This window comes from Photobacterium sp. AWH4_225 (genome assembly GCF_056158405.1).
This window is the reverse complement of sequence record NZ_JBSWTF010000001.1, coordinates 2,606,611-2,626,518: the sequence shown is the minus strand read 5'-3', so window position 1 is coordinate 2,626,518 and position 19,908 is coordinate 2,606,611. Positions and strand designations below refer to the sequence as shown.

The following is a 19,908-nucleotide window of genomic DNA, read 5'->3' as shown; positions in this document are numbered from 1 at the left end:
TTTTGTTTATGGGGTAAAAAGGTGGTAGCACAAACACTAAATGTTATATTATAACATTTGTTAGTTAGAATAACCCATAACACAGGGCTTTTGATGTTTTACCGCAAAAGGGCAAACAACCGAACGTTAACCGCAATGAAGCGGGCTGTACTCGGTCTCTCTTTTCTGATTTCTCCGCTGTTTGCCACAGCGCATCCACATTCCTGGATTGAGATGAAAACCTATGTCGATGGCAATGATGGCATGATCACCGGCTTTCGCATGGTTTGGTCTTTTGATCCTATGACCTCTGCATACATGCTTGATGGCGAAGACACATCGCCGGAGATGGAGCAGCAAACTTTCACCAAAGTGACCGCAATGGTGCTTGATAACATGTTGTCAGAGCATTACTTCACCTACTTCTATGACGGTGAAGAGCCTATCAAATACCAGCTCGCCCGCTATGGCAAGCTCACCCGAGATCGTGCGCGGTTAGTGCTTACTTTCGAGCTGCCGCTTTCCAAGCCGAAGCCAGTGACCGAGGACTCGCTCAAGCTATTGATTTTTGAACCAAGTTACTACGTAGATATGTCATGGCTATCCAAGGGGGATGTCATTTTGGCTGGCGATCTGGCTGATTACTGCGAGCTTGAGATGATTCAGCCTAACCCAACGCCAGAGCAGATGAGTTATGCCATGTCGCTGCCTGCCGATGCCGACCCTGACAATGCATTGGGTCAGCTATTTACCCAGTCTGTTCGCTTTCACTGCCAACCAAACGAATCAAATAAGGACGCCAAGGAATGACACAGCATAAACACAGCGAGCCATCGACTAGCGTCAAGGCTACTCCCAACAGTGTATTTAGCCAGAAGTGGCTGATGTTGTCAGTGCTGGCGATAGCCTTGTTGTTTGGTGCCTATCAGCTTTGGCTAGCATGGCCGAGCATGGTGTTGAAAAGTATCGAATGGCAGCGGGCAGTGAACAACCAACTGGCCGATTTGCTTTATGATGCCAAAGAGAACCCGTTGGTATCAGGGGGGTATCTAGCCGGTTTCAGCTTTTTGTACGGTGTCCTTCATGCTCTTGGCCCAGGCCATGGCAAAGTGATAGTAACGACTTACTTAGCCACTCAGCCGACCAAGGTGAAAACGAGCCTGATGCTGACGCTGGTGTCGGCTATCTGTCAGGCATTAGTGGCTGTAGCCTTGGTGAGTGTACTGCTATGGGGCTTTAATGCATCCATGCGTGAAGTGAGCTCACAGGCAGTGAAGTTCATGACCATGAGTAGCGCGCTGGTCAGTGTTCTGGGTTTAATGATCTGCTGGCGGGCAATTAAGCGTTTTCGCCAAAGTGTTGCCAATAAACACAAAGCAACTTGTAGTCACCACCATGACCACCATGACCACCATGACCACCATGACCACCATGGCCATCATCATCACCACGATCATGGTGCTGAATGTGGCTGCGGGCATCGCCACATAGCTTCGCCGGAAGAAGTCGACAATGCCAAGACACTGCGTGAGTACGTGGGTGTGATCATGAGTATTGGCCTGCGCCCGTGTACCGGTGCCATTATGGTATTGCTGTTTGCCAACATGGTCGGTCTTTACTGGATGGGGGTAGTCAGTGCGCTGGTGATGTCGTTGGGAACGGCGTTGACGACTTCTGCACTGGCTCTATTGACCCTTTCAGGCAAACGTATTGTTCATCGTTACCTGCAACAAGGGAATGGGCAATCCGGTGAGTCAGAGTCTAAAACCGGTTTGCTGTGGGCTGGATACAGTTTGCAGCTGTTCGGTGGCGTACTATTAATTCTATTGGGCTTATTGCTTGCTAGCACTCAGAGCACAGGGTTATCGCCTGTCTTATTGGGATAATATGTTGGGTAATAATTTTGAATAAGTTGGCCCCACTCTTGTGGGGCCTGTCGCCTAGCCAGGTGACGTTTTTATTATTCTTTCTGATATATCATTTCGTTGATTAATCGATTGTCGGCTCAGCCTTTGGCTGGGCCGCTGTCGTTTTTGCGCGCGGCATCATGCGGGCAAGGGTGCTGTCTTTAATCACGTAGTGATGGAACAGCGCCGCTGCAGTATGGATGGTAATTAAGGTCAGAAGAGTAAAACCCAGCAAAGCATGACGTTCACGGATAGTCGCACTGAGTGCCCGGTTTGTTTCGATAAGGGTAGGTAACTCCTGTCCAAAGATTAACAGTGGTTTGCCCGTACTGTTCAGTAGAGCCATCCCCGCAATAGGGATCATTAGCATTAGTGCATACAAAGCGATATGAACAATCTGGGTAATTCTTCTTTGCATCAAGCTTGGTGTTGGATAAATAGCCGGTCTTCGGCTTGCCATTTTTACCAATAGGCGGATAAGAGTAATAACAAAAAGTGTTGCGCCCAGATAAAAGTGAATGTTGCTGAAAAGGTCACGAGTGACAGATCCCCTCTCATAGCTAATAGCGATTTCTATCGAAGCAAAAACCGCGATGAGTACGCAGAGTGACAGCCAGTGTAGGAATATACTGACAGGGTTGAAGGTCATTTTGTCCATAGTGTTATTTTCCTTGAGTCATTGTTCTTAGGTGTTTAAAGGAAACAGACGCTGAGCCCGGCCCATACTATGGATTTGCAATAATGCGACAAGATACGTTATTGATAATTAATGTGAATTAGTAGTGTTTATATTTCTTTTAGCTCTTTTAGCTGTCAGGCTCAAAGATGAAAAAACACCAAGCAGCCTGTGAGCTAATAATTAGTAAGTACTTGTAGCCAATTGCTTATAGTCCGGAGACTTTATGATAAGAACGCGGTGGAATAGATGCCTTTTGGCGATGGGTGCTTCTCTGGGGCTAGCAGCAAACAGCATGGCAACTGAGCCTGCGTTTGACTGTTCGAAAGCAGGTGGTGAGGTAGAGAACCTAATTTGCCAAGATGAAGAACTGGCTACTTTAGATAAGAAAATGCAGCAAGTTTTCGATAAGGCTATCACTCAGTTGCCAGCAGAAGACGTTAAGCTACAAAAGGCGATGCAACGAGGTTGGATAAAAGGACGCAATGATTGCTGGAAGGCCAGTGATGTTCGCGATTGTACCGAGTTTTCCTACAAAAGCCGGATTGTCGAATTGCAAATTATTAGTGGGCAGCTTGAAGTGCCAGATAGCACTTCTCTCGATTGTGGTGATAGTAGCAAGCCGTTTACGGTCGTTTTTTATAACCAAACAGATCCGGCAAGCTTGGTTTTAACCCAAGGTAATGATCAGGTGATCGCCTTGGCTGAGCCCATGGCGAGTGGGATCAAGTACACGGGACAGAATGTGGAATATAACGAGCACCAGGGAGAAATAACCATCAATTGGTTTGATAACACCTTCGAGTGCCAAGCAGGGAAATAGAGATTTAGTTTTAGGGGAAAGAGTTATGCGCTCAGCTCAGCAAGTCATAATCAAGGTGGCGATAGCCAGCCTTTTGTTTGGGTTTATCCAGTTTGTCCAAGCTGGCTCAATGATAGCGACTTTGCCTGACGGCCGGGAAGTTATATTGCTAGAAGACAACACATGGCGTTTTGTCACACCAGAGTCTGCAAGTAGTGCACCGGTAAAGTCATCAGCAACACCAACCACCAGTGCAGGCGGGAATAACCTAGCAACTGGTACTACTGTGGTTACGAGCACTGCAATTGCAACGGATACAGCAGCTACAGTGGATAAAGCAAGTACAGCTGGAAGATCTACAGCGCCAGCGACTGCTTCAGGTGTTATAGCTTCATCAACAAACGGTGATTTGGTCGCCCCAGATACCGGGCGACTGGTTGGCGAATACCAGCGCAGTGGGGTGGTAATGGTTGCTCAATCAGCCAGCTATCAAGATGGAAGGTTGACGATTCCGGTGTTATTGCGAAACGAAGGGACAGATTCGGTGATCCTCGTTGAAGTGGCCACGATTTTACGCAATGACAAAGGGGAGGTGCTCAAGCGTGATAACCATGTGGTCTGGACGTCTATTAAACGCATGCCTGAAACCTATTTCCGTCCGGGCACTGAACGGGAAGGTAAGATCCTGACATTTAGTGTGCCCAAGCAAGAGCGGTACTTCCTAGAAACTGACATTACAACTGTTGAGCGTTGGTGAAAAACTCCACTGTCTACTTTAATGTTCGCTTTAGTTTAAGCTAGCTTTATTGATGTTGTGGTATTTGGTTAACGCCAACTCGATATGTACATTCTCCACTTCCAGCAAGGTATCCAATTGGCTAGGGTAATCGCCATCCTGGCTCTTCATGTATGCTGCCAGTAGTTTTACGTCATCAGGTCTGGGCCGGTAACTCAAATTAGGAAATGTTTGGTAAATCGTCGTGATTGCCGACTTAAGTGCATCCGCAGAACTTTTCATGTCTTTCTTAATTCTTCGTAGTAGGGGTTTCCCAAGTGGTTTTAGTTACTTGGCTAACTAAGCATGGGGATTGTAGGCAGGCTTTATGACAGGATGTTTTCAATACATCAAAGGAATGCAGTTTATTTCATATTAAGTGGATGGCTAGAGGCTTTGAAAGAAGGCTCTCTGTCAGTGCTGCTAAATATTGCACTGTTCGAGAGCCTATCGTTAATAAATTAACGTTAAAAGTGGACAGTCTGCTACTTTGAAGCCGCAAGTTGTTCGGCACGGCGCGCTTTTGCAGCCACTAAACGTGCAGCGCGTTTATCCGGCTTGATTAAGATGCTTTTTGCCGTTATTTGTGCATTTTCGGTGCTTTTTTTACTCTTAGGTAGCAACTGATTAAGCACGATAGTGGCCAAGGTACCTGTGGTGATCCCTGAGTGGAAAACTGTTTTTAGCGAATCAGGAAAGTGCTGGAGCAAGTTCGGTTCGAGGGTGACGGCCATCCCCGAAGCAAGGCCCACGCAAACCACCAGTGCATTACGACGTGAATCGGCGGCTTTTAGCAACATTCGGATCCCTGCGTAGGCAATCATGCCAAACATGACGAAGCCGACGCCGCCAAGTACGGGTTTAGGTACGGTCACAGCCAATGCCGCCAGTTTAGGGAATAGACCTCCCGCTACGAGCAAGCAGCCAGTCAGCGCGACCACATAGCGGCTTGCGACACCACTGATCCCAACGATCCCGACATTCTGGCTAAAGCTGGCCACCGGCATTGCCGAGAACATAGCACCGAAAGTACTGCCAAGACCATCACCTAGCAAACCACGTTTGAGGTCTTTTCCTGAAACCTCGACGTGGCAGTTGCTGCCCAGCGCCATAAAATCCCCGGTGGCTTCGGCAACGACCACCAGATATACCAAGCTCATGCTGATAATCGCTGGGATCGAGAAGGTCATGCCGTACTTGAAGGGCTCAGGTGCCGCTATCCAATTGGCTTCGTAAAGCTGGGTGAGGTCAACCATGCCTAGGGGGATAGCCATGATGTAACCTGCGGCCAGGCCAATGACGATAGCCGAAGCGGCAATTGCGCCTTTGCAAAATACCGATACCCCGATAACGACAGCGAGCGATGCGGCTGCCAGGAACACCTTGGGCAATGAGGCAAAGCTGGGGTCCCCGGCCGGAGCATCGCCGATCCAGTTCATTGCCACAGGGAGGATTGTCAGACCGATAAGTGTGACAACGACGCCGCTAACAAGGTTGGGAAACAGCTTGCGGATTTGATCCATGTAGAAGCTGGCGAGGATGACAAAGAACGAGCCGACGAAGGCGGCGCCGAGTATGGTCGACATACCGCCGGTCTGACCGATGGCTATCAATGCGCCAAGAAAGGCAAAACTTGCCCCCATCACCACTGGTAGCCTGATTCCGACCGGACCAAATCCGAGGCACTGGACAATGGTGGCTAAACCGGAGACAAACAGGGAGGCACTGATCAGGGTAACGATATCAGGCTCGGGAAGGCCTATTGCGCCGCCGACAATCAAGGGTACCGCGACAATCCCCCCGATAGAGGCCAGCATATGCTGGAGGGCGAGGAAAAAGGTGACCCCCTTGGGGGGCTTCTCATTGAGTTGGTAGAGTAACTGCATTGTTCAATCCTTATATACAAGTACACGTAATCTTGGATAAAAAAGCTCCCCTGCTGATTAGGCAGGGGAGAAAGACTTACGGGGTGATGTCTTCAATGACAGCATTGATGGCATTCAGGATGGGTTGATAGCCCGTACAGCGGCAAAGGTTGCCCTCAAGGGCATCTAACACCTGCTGTTGGCTTGGGCGTTGATACTTCTTCAGCAAGGCCCAGGTACTCATCAGGACGCCGGGTGTGCAAAAACCACATTGCACCCCACCACGCTTGATAAAGGATTGCTGCAGTTGTTGGGCTAATGGGTCGTCCTTTAGCCCTTCGATGGTCACGATTTGGCTGTCTTGGCATTGGGCGGCCAAGATCATGCACGAGCATACAGCCTCGTTATCCATCACGACGGTGCAGGCGCCACATTCACCTACGGCACAGCCTTCTTTGGTTCCCGTTAGCCCGAGATCTTGGCGAAGCAAGTCAAGCAAGCGGGTGTTGCCTGTGACAGACAACTGGTAAGGGCGACCGTTAACGGAGAGTGACAATGGGATCAGGTTTTCAGCAAGCAGACTCATTGCACTTCTCCTTGTAGTGGCTGATGGGATTGCTGATATCGAATATCGTTCATAAGATCACGGAACATATTGAGATAAACCGGTTGCTTGTAGGCGGCAGACCAACGGCCACCAATGGCCTTGTCGATCATCGCTTCGAGCTCTTGGCAGGCTTTCTCGATGTTCTCGTTGTTTAAGGTGTGGCCGAGCAGGATTTGTTCAACCGGTTGTAGTCGTTGTGGTTTGCTAAAGAGCGCACCGTCCACTAGGCGACAAGTGGTGATCACTCCGCTTTCATCACGTTCCATCAGGCAGCTGAGGCTCAAGCGAGTGATATTCAGTGCATTACGCCTGCCGAGCTGACGGTATTGTTGGATATGCCCGGAAGGGTTGTGCTTCGCCGAACTGGGAACCGCAAGGATCACTTTGGTCAGCAACTCGCCGGGCTGTAGCTCCGTTCGGTAGCCGCCAGTGATGAATTCGCTGATCGGCAGTTCTCTCATCCCTGCCTTATTTTTCAGTACCACTTTGGCATCGTAGATAACCAGTGGCGGAACGGAATCAGCGCATGGCGCGGCGTTGACGATATTGCCACCGACGGTAGCCCGGTTGCGGATTTGGTGTGAGCCTATGGTATGGCAAGCCTCGGCCAGCAAGGGATAGAGCTGCTTAATGTCGGGGTGTTCTGTGAGCTGGTTGAAACACACTCCCGAGCCGATATGCCACTCGTTACCGCAGCGCTCTATCTGGCAAAGCTCTGGCAGTTTGGCAATGTTGACCAAGGTGCGAGGTTCGTTCTGTAACCGTCCCTGGACAATCACATCAGTACCGCCAGCCAAAGGCATGGCACTGCCGTCAGCAAGAAACTCAAGCGCCGCTGCCAGTGACCCTGGATTTTTCACCGAGAAGCCATTGAGGCGATGGGTCTGTTTTTTCTCGGCTGACTCATGGAGCAATTCACTCTGACGGGCTGGTTTTTTGAGGTTATAGCCCAGCACAACCTGTTCGAGAGTGAGCGGCAGTTGGCGATGGCGTGTCCCGGTAGCAAAGGCGACCGCATTGGTAATTGCCGCGGCGGCAAGCTCTGCAGCGGGTTCGCCGATACTCTTAGCACCAAAAGGCCCGCCATTGTCGACATTTTCCACTGCATGGATAGAAAGCGAAGGAATATCTTTAATCGTCGGCAGCAAGTAGCTGTCGAGGTTTTCCGATTTCACCTGGCCGTGCTCGATGTTGTAGTCTTCCAGCATGCCAAGGCCGACACCCTGGGCAATCCCGCCGGCGACTTGCCCTTCATAACCAATTTGGTTGATGACCTGACCGACATCATGGACGGCAGTAATATCGAGTAGGTCGATTTTACCGGTACTGGTATCGACTTTCAGGTCGACGATTTGGCAACCGTACACCCAGGTGAAATAAGGTGAGCCTGTGCCTTTTTCTTCATCCCAGTGGATTGCCGGTTGGTCGAACCAACCATAGGCAGCCAGGTTAACCCCAGCCCATTTGGTGGCATTGGCCGCTTCCGCAAAGCTGATGGATTTATCCGGTGAGTGGCGGTTACAGATTTCGCCATGGGCCCACAGGGTGTCATCGAGGCTGGTGACACAGAGCTGCTCTTTGATCACCTCGAAAATGCGCAGCTTGATTTGCTCGGCACCGTCTTTGACTGCGTTGCCACCGGTAACGGTCGCGCGCGATGCCACGGTGGGGCCGCCATCGGCAATCAGGGATGTAGGCGGCTCGACAAAGGTGACTTTGGTTACCGGTAAGCCGAGTACTTCGGCAGCAATCGTTGCCATGGTAGTTTGCAGCCCTTGGCCGTTTTCACACACACCGGTCGAGACATTGACACTACCGTCGCTGTTGACGGTTACCAAGGCACTCGAAGTATCGACCCCTTCTGCCCCCATCGAACACCCACGATAACTCAACGCCAGACCGATACCGTATTTGATATGGCCGGGCTTGGCATTCAACTCGGCATAGTGCTCTCGCTTGGCTTGGAATTCACTGCGCTGGGTCGCCTTGTCGAGTACCTCAATCGCCGAGACATTGTGGTTATCAAATACCTGATTGGTAATGCTTCGGCTGCCCTGACGCAGGGCGTTGCGCTCCCTGACCTGAACCGGGTCTAGCTCGCAGGCTTTGGCTATCTCATCCATCAAGGATTCATTGGCAAAGATAATTTGCGGTGAGCCGAACCCCCGCATTGCACCGGACATACTGTTGTTGGTGTAAACGCCTTTGATATCGACCCGGACGTGCTCTATATCATAGGGACCAGCAGCCTGAACCACCGAGCGCCACGTGACGAAAGGGGTACAGGCGGCATAGGCTCCGGCATCGGCCAGGATATCGACCTTCATGCCCTGGATCTTACCGTCTTTGCTGACCCCGACCTTGTAGTTCATATGGTATGGGTGGCGCTTGGTGCTTTCGATGATTGATTGCTCGCGGGTATAAGAAAACTTCACCGGCCGACCGGTGATAGAAGCGAGCAATGCCGCTCGGCAAGAGAGGTGGTCAATACCGTCATCCTTCCCACCGAATGAGCCGCCCATAACCGAACGTTTCACATTGACCTTGGCTTGGTCGATGGCCATGAAACTGGCAACAAAGCCGCGAACCCGATGGGGGTTCTGAATCGAGCCGGTGATCACCAAGTCACGCGAGGTGGGATCGATATAGGCCGTGACAGATTCCGGCTCAATATAGGCGTGTTCCTGAAAGCCGACCTGGTACGTGTGTTCAAGTACGATATCAGCATTGGTAATGGCTGTTTCGGCGTCACCTTTTTCAGTATGGTGGCGGTTGACGACATTGGAGCCGGTTTCGGGGTGGATAAGGCGTGCCCCGTCAGCCAGCGCGTCATGCACATTGCCGATAGGGGCAAATGGCTGGTAGTCGATTTTGATCTTATCAGCAGCCTGACAAGCCGCTTCATAACTTTCAGCAGCGACGATAGCAACAACATCGCCGCTGTAGCGAACCAGTTCATCACATATCGGGTTGTAATCTCGAATGATAACCCCTGTTGCAGGATCTCCGGGGATATCTTTGAATGTGGCTATCCGTACTACGCCTTCGATGGCGTCAGCTTCAGATGTGTCTATGCCAAGGATTTTGCCCGCCGGGATATCGGTATAGCGACACACACCATACAGCATGCCGGGCATTGTAATATCATCTCCATATATGGCCGTACCGGTTACTTTGGCTTGGCCGTCTACGCGGGGTAGGCTATGGCCTACGTGATTGAAACGCGTCATTAAACACTCCCTCTTACATTGGCGACGACGATCTACCAATGACAAACAATGTGCTAAATAAATTGCTGCATCGAGGATGACAAACTACGAAATTACGCGAAATTGATAGTGAGTTAGCGATATTTCATAGTGACTTCGACCCAGCTATAAAGGCATTAATCAGGCCACAAAAAAGCGCATGTATGATTTGTCAGGCAAAACTGTGAACTCAAGGGGGAAAGTTTGTCGTGTTACTGAGCAACTTGTTGCTCGCTGAGAGGGGCATCAAAAATCAGATTTCTTTATTATGTTGATAAATAAGACTTATTTTCATTTATTTGCCAGGGATATCATTTTGATAGTCTCAATTTGGTAATGAGAGTTGCTTAGGTCAAGTTTGATATCTTGGGGGGATTGTTTTATCAGTAGCTTTGAGGCGTTTCGTGGAGTTGGTAACGTCTTTGCAAGAGCGCTAGCGGTAAAATAAAAACGGCTTTTGTGTTCAATAACAACTTAAACAAAGTCCTTCTCCCCTGAAATGGTTGCGAAGGCTAAGGAAAACTATGGATGGAAACAACGTGGGGTAAAGATCCTCTCGCAATTTTTACCGCCACCATGAAAGATGATGGTGCAAAGCAAAATGCGCAAGGCGGTATCGTTATTCAAGGTAACCGAATTCTCGAAATCCTCGCCCGAGGTGAGCGGCCTTCCGTACCGATAGACGTTACTGTTGATGCCAGTCAGCATGTTGTCACCCCAGGGCTTATCAATGCCCACCATCACTTTTATCAAACACTGACTCGCGCTTACCCCGGTGCGCTCAACAAAGAGCTTTTCCACTGGCTCAAAAGCCTCTATCCGGTCTGGGCGGGGCTAGATGAGGAGATGATGCGGGTGGCGACCGAGCTGGCTTTGGTCGAGATGATGACGTCAGGCTGTACTACCGCTTCAGACCATCATTACCTGTTGCCACATGGGCTGGAAAACGCTATCGATATCCAGGTGGACGCAGCGCGGCAACTAGGCATCAGGGCGATACTCACCCGTGGTTCGATGAGTCTGGGGGAAGAGCAGGGAGGCTTGCCACCGCAGCATACTATTCAGAGCGAAGACGCGATTATTGACGATAGCCTGCGGTTAATTCGTGAATATCACCAAACCGATGATGGTGCCATGGTGCAGATCGCACTGGCACCTTGCTCGCCTTTCTCAGTGACGACTGAGTTGATGAAAGAGACCGCAAAGATAGCCCGCCAGCATGGGGTGATGCTGCATACCCATTTGTGCGAAACCAAGGATGAAGAGCAGTTCTGCCTTGAGCGGTTCGGGTACCGTCCGGTGGATTACCTTGAAGAAGTCGGCTGGCTTCACGAGCGGACTTGGCTGGCCCACGGTATTCACTTCAATGAAGAGGAAATACGTCGGCTCGGGCAGGCACAGGTGGGGATCTGCCACTGCCCGACATCGAATATGATGCTGGCCTCGGGGATATGTCGAAATAAGGAGCTCGAAGCAGCCGGAGCCAAAGTTGGGCTCGGTGTTGATGGCTCTGCGTCCAATGACGGTTCCAATATGATTGCTGAAGTACGCATGGCCATGTACCTGCAGCGCTTGCGTTATGGCTCTGCCGAGGTGACACATTATGATGCCCTGCGCTGGGCAACCGCAGGTTCGGCGGCTGCGATGGGGCGCAATGATATCGGTAAGATTGAAGCGGGGATGCAGGCTGATATCGCGATGTTCAAGCTTAACGATATCCGTTTCTCCGGCAGCCATGATCCATTAGCTGCTTTACTGCTTTGTGGTGCTCAGCAGGCCGATAAGGTAATGGTCGCTGGTAAGTGGCGGGTAGTGGATGGCCGGGTACAAGGTGTCGATCTTGGAGATCTGATGGCACGCCACAGTGCGGCGGCCAAACGCTTGGCAATGAAAGCCAGATAACCTGTAAACCCATTAAAACAGCTTCGCAAGAAAATAACATTGAGCTTGAAATAAAAAGGCTGAATCCTAATTAAGATTCAGCCTTTTAGTTTTGCTGTTAATGGATTTTAGCTAGCAGTTCTAGTGAACAGATCTAAAGTGAACTGGCTCTACAGAGAACTGGTTTTAAAGCCTGCACCTTTCCACGCAAAGATACCGCCAGGGTAGCGGTAGACATTGGTGTAACCCAGTTTCACTGCCCAAGCTGCTGCGTTATGGCTACGACCACACTTCACGAACCCGCAGTAAAAGACCAAGGTTTTATCCTTGTCTTCGCCTAGTAGCTTTGTGAAGTCCTCGACAGATTGCTGGTCGGTTAATGCTGCGTCCCATTCAGGCATATCAGGGATAGGGAACTCGAACTGTTTGGCGCTAGGGATATGTTCTTTCTTGTAGCTGTCTTTGAACGGCATGGCGTCGACAATCATCACATTGCTATCTTGCTCGATCATTGTCTTGAGCCCGTTGGTGTCGACAAGCTGGTAACCGCCGGCAAGGGTATCCTTATGGAGCTTGATCGCGACTTGCTCTGTTTCAACCTCGGCTTTGAACTTGCCGCCAAACAAGGCAGCATTGGCACTAAACGGCAGGATTAACAAAGCACTGGCAAGAATAAATAGGTTAAGCCAAAAACTACGTCCGGCTTTGTTCAGTATCATGATCGTATCCTTATGAATAATAGGCTTTTACGCCCATCACACGGCCGGTGTGACAGGACGGTGGGTAGCCAAATTGTTGAAGTAATAAAGTGCTGCTGAAACGAGAAGTACGAGCAGCATGATGAGAAACTGAGGCTCTAAAGTGCTGTAGACGTCTGATTGTACCGAGCCTGGCAGGTTGCAGCCGCAATCAAAATGCAAGCCTTGATATAGCGCCAGACCCGACAGGGCAATATGGATACCGAAGCCTGCAACAACAGGAAGTAGGGTGGTAATGCCCAAGTAAGCTGTGAGGGCACTGATACCGAGTGCCAGTGGGATCGCGAAAGCAATCGGTTCGACATACATGGCTGGGACAATACCGGTATCACTAAGAAGTAATCCGGTGTGTTCAGGTAAGAAGAACCCTTTGACAGTAAGTGCTGCAGCGCACATCAGTACAAAGGAGGTAACAAAATGATGGAAATAGCCTCTAGTTTTCATAATTTGATCTCTTCCTGTCGTAATACCCAGCCTGTTGATTAGCTTCATCAGCAGCGAATGCTGGTGGGGCAATCTAGGCTGGTAAATTTGTCTGGCTTGAATCCCTCAAGCCAGACTGTATCTGTCCCGTCGCCACTTCTGAATCACCCTATTAGAAGCGGTAATGGGTAGGTTGGAGTTAACTCATTCTGTGTTGCTCCAGGTGTAACATGGCTTCGAGCACACTGCCGCCTATCGCCCGGGCCTTGTCAGAGACTGTTGTGTAGTCTGCTTCTTCGCCGCGTGGGTCGATATCACCAATCTTAAAGCCTTCGCGAACGGTGAGGCCGTTGTTCAGTAATCCGCGTACCATACCGCCAAGAGGCGCTACGACAGGACTATCACCGATGTGGGCAATCACATCCCCCTCAGCGACAATGTCGCCCAGTTTTACGTGACTGTGCATGACACCAGCACATGGAGCGCGTAATACCCGTTGGTGGGTATAGCCGGCAATGTTGCCCGGTACCCCTGTATTTGGTTGGGTTGCCCCTTGGTAGATAACCCGTCCCAAATGGTGGCCACGGTTGGTTTCGATTACTGCATCGCAGTCTTTGCCTGCGGTAAAACCAGGGCCGAGGGCAATAGTGACGGGGGCCATGTCTTTCTGGGTGCCGACATTGTGCTTGGCCAAAATGGCATCGACGAGGAAGGTAGGCTTCAGCGTGCTGGCATAACTACAATCTTCATCGACCACAACCGGGATCTGATTGCGGTCGATAATGTCGAACACCTCGTCTTTGTTGTTGGCTTTGCAGGCGGTGATCCCTTCCACTTCAACCGGTTCGCCATACAGACACTGGCCGAATGACACGCTGCAGCGGATCATGGTGGGCTTGGCAATATCCGTCATAACGACTTTGTAGCCGGCATTGAACAGGCGTACTGCAACACCGGTAGCCATATCCCCAGCACCACGAACCAGTACCAGTTTGTTCTGGTTAAGGCGGGTGTCGTCTTTCATTTGGCCGCCAGCCGATTCATGTTTTACCTTGAGGATCTCCGCCATGATACTGATAGCGATTTCTTCAGGGGTCTCGGCGCCAATATTAAAGCCGATTGGAGAGTGGATATTCTGGATCCTTACCTCATCCACCCCGCTTTGGCGCAGATGAGTAAACAAGGTTTGTACCTTGCGGCGACTGGCCATCAGGCCGGTATAGCGGGTTTCGCAATCGACGACCTTGGAAATAGCATCCTGATCTTGGTGATTGGTGGCAATCACTACATAGCTGTCTTTGTTGATATCAAGCTGGTCAATAGCTGCTTCCATGGTATCGCCGAGCAGGCGTTTGGTACCCAATGGGAAGTATTCTTCAGCTAGGCTATCGGCATATGCATCGGCGACCGAGATATCGAACCCCAGTACGTGGGCGGCCTGGGCAACAGCGCGGTTGACGTGGCCAGCACCGATGAGGATCAGGCTAGGGCGTAGGCCATAAACATCGACAAACACCGTCATTGCACCGCCGCAGTCCATGCCCATGGCATCAGGGCCGTTGCGGGTCATCCTGCCTTTGACAACGCGGGGTTTTCTTTCTTGCAGGGCTTCCAAGGCTTGTTCGATAACATACCGTTCGATCATGCCGCCACCCACGGTGCCTATGATGCTGCCATCTGCCTTGACGATCATCTGGCCTGAATGGCGCGGGGCCGAGCCGCGGGTTTCGATTATATTGGCAAGGGCAAAAGGGACGTTCTCTTGTTCTAGTTGGGCTGCCTTGGCAAAGATATTCATGTTCTATGACCTCTGTACTGACGAAGCCAGGTAGCTGCTATGATTCAGTGGCATGACTCAGTGGCATTAGCTACTTGTTCCTTCAAAATGACTTTTTTGATTGGTGTTTCCGACTGCATTTCTGTCAGCCAAACCGTATCGAGCTGTGGGCTGTTTACCAGTACCTCTTGCGCTATTTGACTCACTGCGTGGGTATCATTGGCCTTATCCATTTTGTTTATCAGCCAAACCTGTTTTGCTGTCCTTGGGGTTGATTTAAATAACCCCAGCGGGTGAGAAATCAGCGGTTGTAGTACGTCGGCGTCGATCACATCACCAGGTTGGCATTGCGTAAGGGCTGAAAAAGCTGGCCAGCGGTGGATGCGTTCGGGAATCGCCTTATGGTTGATAGCCTCTGCGCCGGTGACACCAATCACCATATCCGAGTAACTCGGAATGCAAGGCTCATGCCCGTGAGGGGCTTTTATTGGTAATGAGCGTGAACCGTCGCCTTCAATAATAAAAACTGTGAAGGGGAAGTCATTTTCGAGTTTTTTTATCTCTTTTTCAGATAAGCCAGATACTTTCAATCGGGTGGTTTTCAAATGGTCAGTTAATAACGATTTGTAGCAAAAAGTGATTGTGGGATCATAAAAACAAAAAGCATCTTGTGTTAAAGCATCATTACGTACTTTTATTCTTTTTTCATTTTCTTTTTTATTGCAGTACATGGCATCTAGGGGAAGAATATAGTCAGCCTGATCTGCATCGGGTAAATACATTTTTGTAGTGGTAGTGAGACAGACCGCATGGCCCCATTGCTTGAATTTTCTAGCTAACCAAAAGGCGGCTGATGTTTTTCCTCCACCACCGACTAGAGTAATAAACAACGGGTTAGTTTCAGCAGTTAAATGGTATTGGTATAACTCTGACAGGATAAACTGGTCTGGAGTTTGCTCTATTAATCGTGTCTGTGTGTTATTAACCATACGACCACCATAATTATCATTAAAGGAGTATGTTCAGTGATGGATAAATCGTTACGTCCCGAACGCTTAGACTGCGTAATGCCTGCTGCAGGCCTGTCTTCAAGGATGGGGGACTGGAAACTCATGCTACCTTACCAGCAGTACACAATCCTTGATGCAAGTATCGAAAATGCGCTCTCATTTTGCCGCCGGGTAATTTTGGTTGTTGGCTATCGTGGCGCAGAACTTATTGAAAAATATAAAAATGATCCAAGAGTAAAGATAGTGGTCAACGAAGATTACAAGGCAGGCATGTTTAGCTCTATCCAGCAGGGAGTCCGGCATGTAGAGAGCGACTTTTTCTTTATTACCCATGGTGATATGCCTTGTGTGCCGCCGCATATCTTCCGTGAGGTATGGTTTGAGAGAGGCGGATGTACCGTCTTCCCCGGAACTGCTGTTAAGCCTGGGCATCCGGTGTTGATCCCTTGCAGGCTGAAGAGCATGGTGCTCAATGCCAATATTCACTCGTCGATGAAGAAGATTATCTTCCGCTATCCGGTGAAATATTTGGGGTTGGATTGCGAGGAAATTTATTTAGATGTCGACACACCGCAAGCTTATGAAGAGTTGTGTGCAGTGTCACAATAGTGCTATCAACTTGATAGTTGATAATAGGCTTATTATCAATCTGATATTGAGATTACATTTATCTCACATTTTCATTTTATTTTTATCAGATGTTTATTTTCTCATGGCAGGTAATATCTATCATAATAGTTGATATCAAACTGATAGCTTTTTATTAATATGATAGCAATTCTTTCCTAATCAATAATCATCCTCATTTGAGGTGTTTTATTGTTTGATGATTTCTTTTTTTTAACAGCTGTTTTCTTGTTTTAAATAAATTCTGTTATTTGTCACCTGTCACAAAATGCGGTGAACTTTCGACTTTGCTCACGAAATTCATTAATAAATCGCCCGGTTTTGATGGCGCTGAAAAAGTTTGGCTCAGTAGTTGCTCTTTAGCTACTAACTAATTTTCGAATTATTAGCCCTACACATTGCGCATATAAATGTGCCTAGAAGAACAAGAAAAGCATCAAGGAGATCTATCATGGGAGATATCATGCGCCCCGTTCCGTTCGGTGAGCTACTTAACCGAATGTTTAGTGAATACAAGCAGAGCAAATCTATCTTCGGTATTCCAGAGAAGCAGTTCTACCGCAAAGCGAGCAAAGAATCACTGGCGGTTTGGGGAGAGTATTGTGAAACCCCTGTTGGTCCTGCGGCTGGTCCTCACACCCAGTTAGCTCAGAACATCATTACCTCTTGGCTGGCGGGTGGCCGCTTCATGGAGCTTAAAACCGTCCAGAAGCTTGATCAGTTGGAGATCGCCAAACCGTGTATCGATGCTGAAGATGAGTGTTTCAACACCGAATGGTCAACTGAGTTCACACTGCTAAAAGCCTACGACGAATACCTCAAGGCGTGGATAGCCCTTCATCTACTAGAAGAAGTGTTTGCGCCAAGAACCGATGGCGAAGCAAAGTCTTTCATCTTTAACATGAGTGTCGGTTACGATCTATCAGGGATCCAAACTCCGCCGATGCAGAAATACATTCACGATATGCTCGACTCCAGCGAGCACCCAAGCTTCCACGCTTACATCAGCGAGCTGAAAACCTTTATCCAGGATCCTGATTTCATCCGTGAGTATAAGCTAGAGGAAAGAGTTGATCGTCTGAATGCGTTGGTCGACGAGATCCCAGCCCAGCTGACCCGTGGTGTTACCCTATCAACCATGCACGGTTGTCCTCCGCATGAAATCGAAGCTATCTGTCGTTACATGATTGAAGACAAGGGTATCAATACCTTTGTTAAACTGAACCCAACCCTATTGGGCTTCGAGCGTGTGCGCGGCATCCTCGACAATGCAGGCTTTGATTATGTGGCCCTTAGCGAAGAGTCCTTCAGCCACGACCTGCAAATCAACGATGCCAAAGCTATGCTGCACCGCTTGGTAGATTTGGGTAAAGAAAAGGGCATTGGCTTCGGTGTCAAGCTGACCAACACCTTGGGGACTATCAACAAGAAAGGCCGTTTGCCTGACAAAGAAATGTACATGTCTGGCCGTGCGCTGTTCCCGCTATCAATCAATGTCGCGTTGGAGCTATCTCGTGAATTCAACGGCACCTTGCCTATCTCTTACTCGGGCGGTGCGAGCAAATTCAATATCAAAGAGATCTTCGAGGCCGGTATCCGTCCTATCACCATGGCAACGGATCTGCTCAAGCCTGGTGGTTATCTTCGCCTGTCAGATTGCGCCAAAGAGCTAGAGGGCAGCGATGAGTGGGGTATGGGCAAAGTGGATTTGGTTAAGCTAGAAGCGCTAGCTGCGAAATCGCTTGATGCCGACTACGTCCAGAAAGAGTGGCGTGGCCCAGAAGAAATCAGCGTGAAGAAAGCAGTACCGCTGACAGACTGTTACGTTGCCCCTTGTGTCACAGCCTGCCCGATCAGCCAAGATATTCCTGAGTACATTCGCCTGATGGGCGAGCACAAGTACACCGAAGCGCTGGAAGTGATTTATGCACGTAATGCCTTGCCTTCAATCACCGGCCATATCTGTGATCACCAGTGCCAGTACAACTGTACCCGTCGTGACTACGAAGGTGCGTTGAATATCCGTGAAATGAAGAAAATCGCCCTCGCCAAAGGTTGGGATGAGTACAAAGCCAAGTGGCATGAGCCAAGCCTAGACACAGCCAAGCATCCTGTGGCGGTAATTGGTGCCGGTCCTGCTGGTTTATCAGCTGCTTACTTCATGGCACGTGCCGGCCACCCTGTGACAGTGTTTGAGAAAGAGAAAAACGCTGGTGGGGTAGTGAAGAACATTATTCCTCAGTTCCGTATTCCTGCCGAAGCGATTGAGCACGACATCCAGTTTGTTCGGGATCACGGCGTGAATATTGAGTACGGCTGCAACCCAGACCTAACTGTCGATGTGCTTAAGCAGAGCGGCTTCAAGTATGTCTGTTTGGGTATAGGTGCTGACAAGGGCAATCCTATTTCTCTTGCGGGTGATAACATCAATATCTACAAGTCATTGGAATTCCTACGTAGCTTCAATGATGGCGAAGAGCTCAAGCTCGGCAAGCATGTTGTGGTTGTCGGTGCCGGTAACACCGCAATGGACAGCGCCCGTGCCGCATTGAAAGTCCATGGCGTTGAGAAGGTCACCATCCTGTACCGCCGTACTATCGCAGAAATGCCAGCCTACAAGGAAGAGTACGAAGAAGCAGTGGAAGATGGTGTTCAGTTCATGTTCCTGACCAACCCTGAGCAGTTCGATGCCGATGGCAAGCTGACCGCTCGTGTGATGGAGTTGGGTGAACCGGATGAGAAAGGCCGTCGCCGTCCAGTTGCAACAGACATGACTGTTGATCTCCAGGTTGATGCCTTGATCACGGCTGTCGGTGAGCAGTCCAACTGCGATGTCTTGTCCCGTATGGGTATCCCAATGGGTGAAGACGGCTGGCCGGTTGTTGACCGTGAAAGCTGTGAGACGGCGGTTGAGAATGTGTTCTTGATGGGTGATGCCCACACGGGTCCATCATCAATCGTATCGGCGATTTCAGGCGGTCGTAAGGCAGCAACCACTATCTTGGCCCGTGAAGCGCAGGCTGATGAGCAGCTTGAAGCAAAATCCGATGTGAAAGTCGAAGCGGTATATGCCCGTAAGGGTGATATCCAGGTCAAGCTGATTGAAGCCAATAAACTGGAAGAAGCAGACCGCGAAGAGTTCATCGAGCAGGAAGCAAAACGTTGTCTGGAATGTTCTTACATCTGTAGCAAGTGTGTGGATGTCTGTCCGAACCGTGCCAACATTTCGTTGCCAATTCCGGGCTTCCGTGACCAGTTCCAGACGCTACATCTTGATGCGTACTGTAACGAGTGTGGCAACTGTGCCCAGTTCTGCCCATGGGATAGCAAGCCGTACAAAGATAAGTTCACGCTGTTCAACCTGCGTGAAGACTTTACCAACAGCACCAATGCCGGTTTCTTCGTCGAAGGTGATGAAGTACTGGTACGCAGTCAAAGTGAGATTTATTCCTTCCGTATTAATGAGCAGGGCAATGTGGACATGCCAGAGTCGCTCGCTGATGAAGCGACGATTATTAACTATGTCATGGCTAACCACAGCTACCTGCTTGGCAAAGTAGAAGTTTAGTGAGG

Annotated in this window: 16 protein-coding genes; 7 read left to right on the top strand and 9 right to left on the bottom strand. The window is 49.6% G+C overall.

Annotated elements, in window-relative coordinates; genetic code table 11:
* Positions 1 to 93 precede the first annotated feature (93 nt).
* On the top strand, positions 94 to 789 hold the full coding sequence (locus ACXAD4_RS12300) for a DUF1007 family protein (protein WP_475241708.1): 696 nt from the start codon (positions 94 to 96) through the stop codon (positions 787 to 789).
* 74 nt (positions 790 to 863) lie between these two features.
* Positions 864 to 1,865, top strand: coding sequence for a nickel/cobalt transporter (locus ACXAD4_RS12295; RefSeq protein WP_475242768.1), 1,002 nt, complete (start codon positions 864 to 866; stop codon positions 1,863 to 1,865).
* 103 nt (positions 1,866 to 1,968) lie between these two features.
* On the opposite strand, the gene ACXAD4_RS12290 is transcribed toward ACXAD4_RS12295, so the two are convergent.
* Complete coding sequence (locus tag ACXAD4_RS12290; protein WP_475241705.1) at positions 1,969 to 2,544, bottom strand: cytochrome b; 576 nt, start codon at positions 2,542 to 2,544, stop codon at positions 1,969 to 1,971.
* Between the two features lie 244 nt (positions 2,545 to 2,788).
* Here ACXAD4_RS12290 and ACXAD4_RS12285 point away from each other — a divergent pair, with 244 nt between their 5' ends.
* Entirely contained in the window at positions 2,789 to 3,385 is a 597-nt protein-coding gene (locus tag ACXAD4_RS12285) for an MliC family protein (protein ID WP_475241702.1), read from the top strand.
* A gap of 25 nt (positions 3,386 to 3,410) precedes the next feature.
* Positions 3,411 to 4,121: a DUF3157 family protein gene (locus ACXAD4_RS12280; protein ID WP_475241699.1), complete on the top strand. Its 711-nt coding sequence runs from the start codon at positions 3,411 to 3,413 to the stop codon at positions 4,119 to 4,121.
* A gap of 30 nt (positions 4,122 to 4,151) precedes the next feature.
* Here ACXAD4_RS12280 and ACXAD4_RS12275 read toward each other — a convergent pair whose 3' ends face one another.
* The 4 genes from ACXAD4_RS12275 to ACXAD4_RS12260 all read right to left on the bottom strand — a co-directional run bounded on the left by ACXAD4_RS12275 (position 4,152) and on the right by ACXAD4_RS12260 (position 9,841).
* Positions 4,152 to 4,382, bottom strand: a complete 231-nt coding sequence (locus tag ACXAD4_RS12275) for a hypothetical protein (protein ID WP_475241697.1) — start codon at positions 4,380 to 4,382, stop codon at positions 4,152 to 4,154.
* Between the two features lie 242 nt (positions 4,383 to 4,624).
* A complete protein-coding gene (locus ACXAD4_RS12270; RefSeq protein WP_475241696.1) occupies positions 4,625 to 6,025 on the bottom strand; it encodes a nucleobase:cation symporter-2 family protein in 1,401 nt (466 codons plus the stop codon).
* Positions 6,026 to 6,101: 76 nt separating this feature from the next.
* Positions 6,102 to 6,590: a (2Fe-2S)-binding protein gene (locus ACXAD4_RS12265; protein ID WP_475241694.1), complete on the bottom strand. Its 489-nt coding sequence runs from the start codon at positions 6,588 to 6,590 to the stop codon at positions 6,102 to 6,104.
* Complete coding sequence (locus tag ACXAD4_RS12260; RefSeq protein WP_475241692.1) at positions 6,587 to 9,841, bottom strand: molybdopterin cofactor-binding domain-containing protein; 3,255 nt, start codon at positions 9,839 to 9,841, stop codon at positions 6,587 to 6,589. Before ACXAD4_RS12260 ends, ACXAD4_RS12265 begins: the two co-directional genes overlap by 4 nt.
* 546 nt (positions 9,842 to 10,387) lie before the next feature.
* Between ACXAD4_RS12260 and ACXAD4_RS12255 the strand changes: the two genes are divergently transcribed.
* Positions 10,388 to 11,761 (top strand): 8-oxoguanine deaminase, encoded by a 1,374-nt coding sequence (locus ACXAD4_RS12255; protein ID WP_475241690.1) that lies wholly within the window; start codon positions 10,388 to 10,390, stop codon positions 11,759 to 11,761.
* 149 nt (positions 11,762 to 11,910) lie between these two features.
* Here ACXAD4_RS12255 and ACXAD4_RS12250 read toward each other — a convergent pair whose 3' ends face one another.
* From ACXAD4_RS12250 to yqeC, 4 genes are all read right to left on the bottom strand, one after another.
* On the bottom strand, positions 11,911 to 12,459 hold the full coding sequence (locus ACXAD4_RS12250; RefSeq protein ID WP_475241689.1) for a rhodanese-like domain-containing protein: 549 nt from the start codon (positions 12,457 to 12,459) through the stop codon (positions 11,911 to 11,913).
* Positions 12,460 to 12,495: 36 nt separating this feature from the next.
* Complete coding sequence (locus tag ACXAD4_RS12245; protein WP_475241687.1) at positions 12,496 to 12,942, bottom strand: MauE/DoxX family redox-associated membrane protein; 447 nt, start codon at positions 12,940 to 12,942, stop codon at positions 12,496 to 12,498.
* A 178-nt stretch (positions 12,943 to 13,120) separates the two neighbouring features.
* Entirely contained in the window at positions 13,121 to 14,719 is a 1,599-nt protein-coding gene (yqeB, locus tag ACXAD4_RS12240; protein ID WP_475241685.1) for a selenium-dependent molybdenum cofactor biosynthesis protein YqeB, read from the bottom strand.
* A 44-nt stretch (positions 14,720 to 14,763) separates the two neighbouring features.
* Positions 14,764 to 15,687 carry a selenium cofactor biosynthesis protein YqeC gene (gene yqeC / locus ACXAD4_RS12235; RefSeq protein WP_475241683.1) on the bottom strand — a complete coding sequence of 308 codons (924 nt, stop codon included), beginning with the start codon at positions 15,685 to 15,687 and terminating at the stop codon, positions 14,764 to 14,766.
* A gap of 39 nt (positions 15,688 to 15,726) precedes the next feature.
* Here yqeC and mocA point away from each other — a divergent pair, with 39 nt between their 5' ends.
* The gene (mocA, locus tag ACXAD4_RS12230) at positions 15,727 to 16,317 is read left to right on the top strand and encodes a molybdenum cofactor cytidylyltransferase (protein WP_475241682.1); all 591 of its coding nucleotides are present in this window, start codon (positions 15,727 to 15,729) and stop codon (positions 16,315 to 16,317) included.
* Between the two features lie 469 nt (positions 16,318 to 16,786).
* On the top strand, positions 16,787 to 19,903 hold the full coding sequence (ygfK, locus tag ACXAD4_RS12225; protein ID WP_475241680.1) for a putative selenate reductase subunit YgfK: 3,117 nt from the start codon (positions 16,787 to 16,789) through the stop codon (positions 19,901 to 19,903).
* The last annotated feature ends 5 nt before the right edge of the window (positions 19,904 to 19,908 follow it).

Coding starts and splice junctions, on each gene's coding strand:
- ACXAD4_RS12300 (WP_475241708.1), top strand. CDS start 94: ATGTTTTACCGCAAAAGGGCAAACAACCGAACGTTAACCGCAATGAAG.
- ACXAD4_RS12245 (WP_475241687.1), bottom strand. CDS start 12,942: ATGAAAACTAGAGGCTATTTCCATCATTTTGTTACCTCCTTTGTACTG.
- yqeB (WP_475241685.1), bottom strand. CDS start 14,719: ATGAATATCTTTGCCAAGGCAGCCCAACTAGAACAAGAGAACGTCCCT.
- ACXAD4_RS12295 (WP_475242768.1), top strand. CDS start 864: ATGTTGTCAGTGCTGGCGATAGCCTTGTTGTTTGGTGCCTATCAGCTT.
- ACXAD4_RS12280 (WP_475241699.1), top strand. CDS start 3,411: ATGCGCTCAGCTCAGCAAGTCATAATCAAGGTGGCGATAGCCAGCCTT.
- ACXAD4_RS12285 (WP_475241702.1), top strand. CDS start 2,789: ATGATAAGAACGCGGTGGAATAGATGCCTTTTGGCGATGGGTGCTTCT.
- ACXAD4_RS12250 (WP_475241689.1), bottom strand. CDS start 12,459: ATGATACTGAACAAAGCCGGACGTAGTTTTTGGCTTAACCTATTTATT.
- ACXAD4_RS12255 (WP_475241690.1), top strand. CDS start 10,388: ATGGAAACAACGTGGGGTAAAGATCCTCTCGCAATTTTTACCGCCACC.
- ygfK (WP_475241680.1), top strand. CDS start 16,787: ATGGGAGATATCATGCGCCCCGTTCCGTTCGGTGAGCTACTTAACCGA.
- ACXAD4_RS12275 (WP_475241697.1), bottom strand. CDS start 4,382: ATGAAAAGTTCTGCGGATGCACTTAAGTCGGCAATCACGACGATTTAC.
- mocA (WP_475241682.1), top strand. CDS start 15,727: ATGGATAAATCGTTACGTCCCGAACGCTTAGACTGCGTAATGCCTGCT.
- yqeC (WP_475241683.1), bottom strand. CDS start 15,687: ATGGTTAATAACACACAGACACGATTAATAGAGCAAACTCCAGACCAG.
- ACXAD4_RS12265 (WP_475241694.1), bottom strand. CDS start 6,590: ATGAGTCTGCTTGCTGAAAACCTGATCCCATTGTCACTCTCCGTTAAC.
- ACXAD4_RS12260 (WP_475241692.1), bottom strand. CDS start 9,841: ATGACGCGTTTCAATCACGTAGGCCATAGCCTACCCCGCGTAGACGGC.
- ACXAD4_RS12270 (WP_475241696.1), bottom strand. CDS start 6,025: ATGCAGTTACTCTACCAACTCAATGAGAAGCCCCCCAAGGGGGTCACC.
- ACXAD4_RS12290 (WP_475241705.1), bottom strand. CDS start 2,544: ATGGACAAAATGACCTTCAACCCTGTCAGTATATTCCTACACTGGCTG.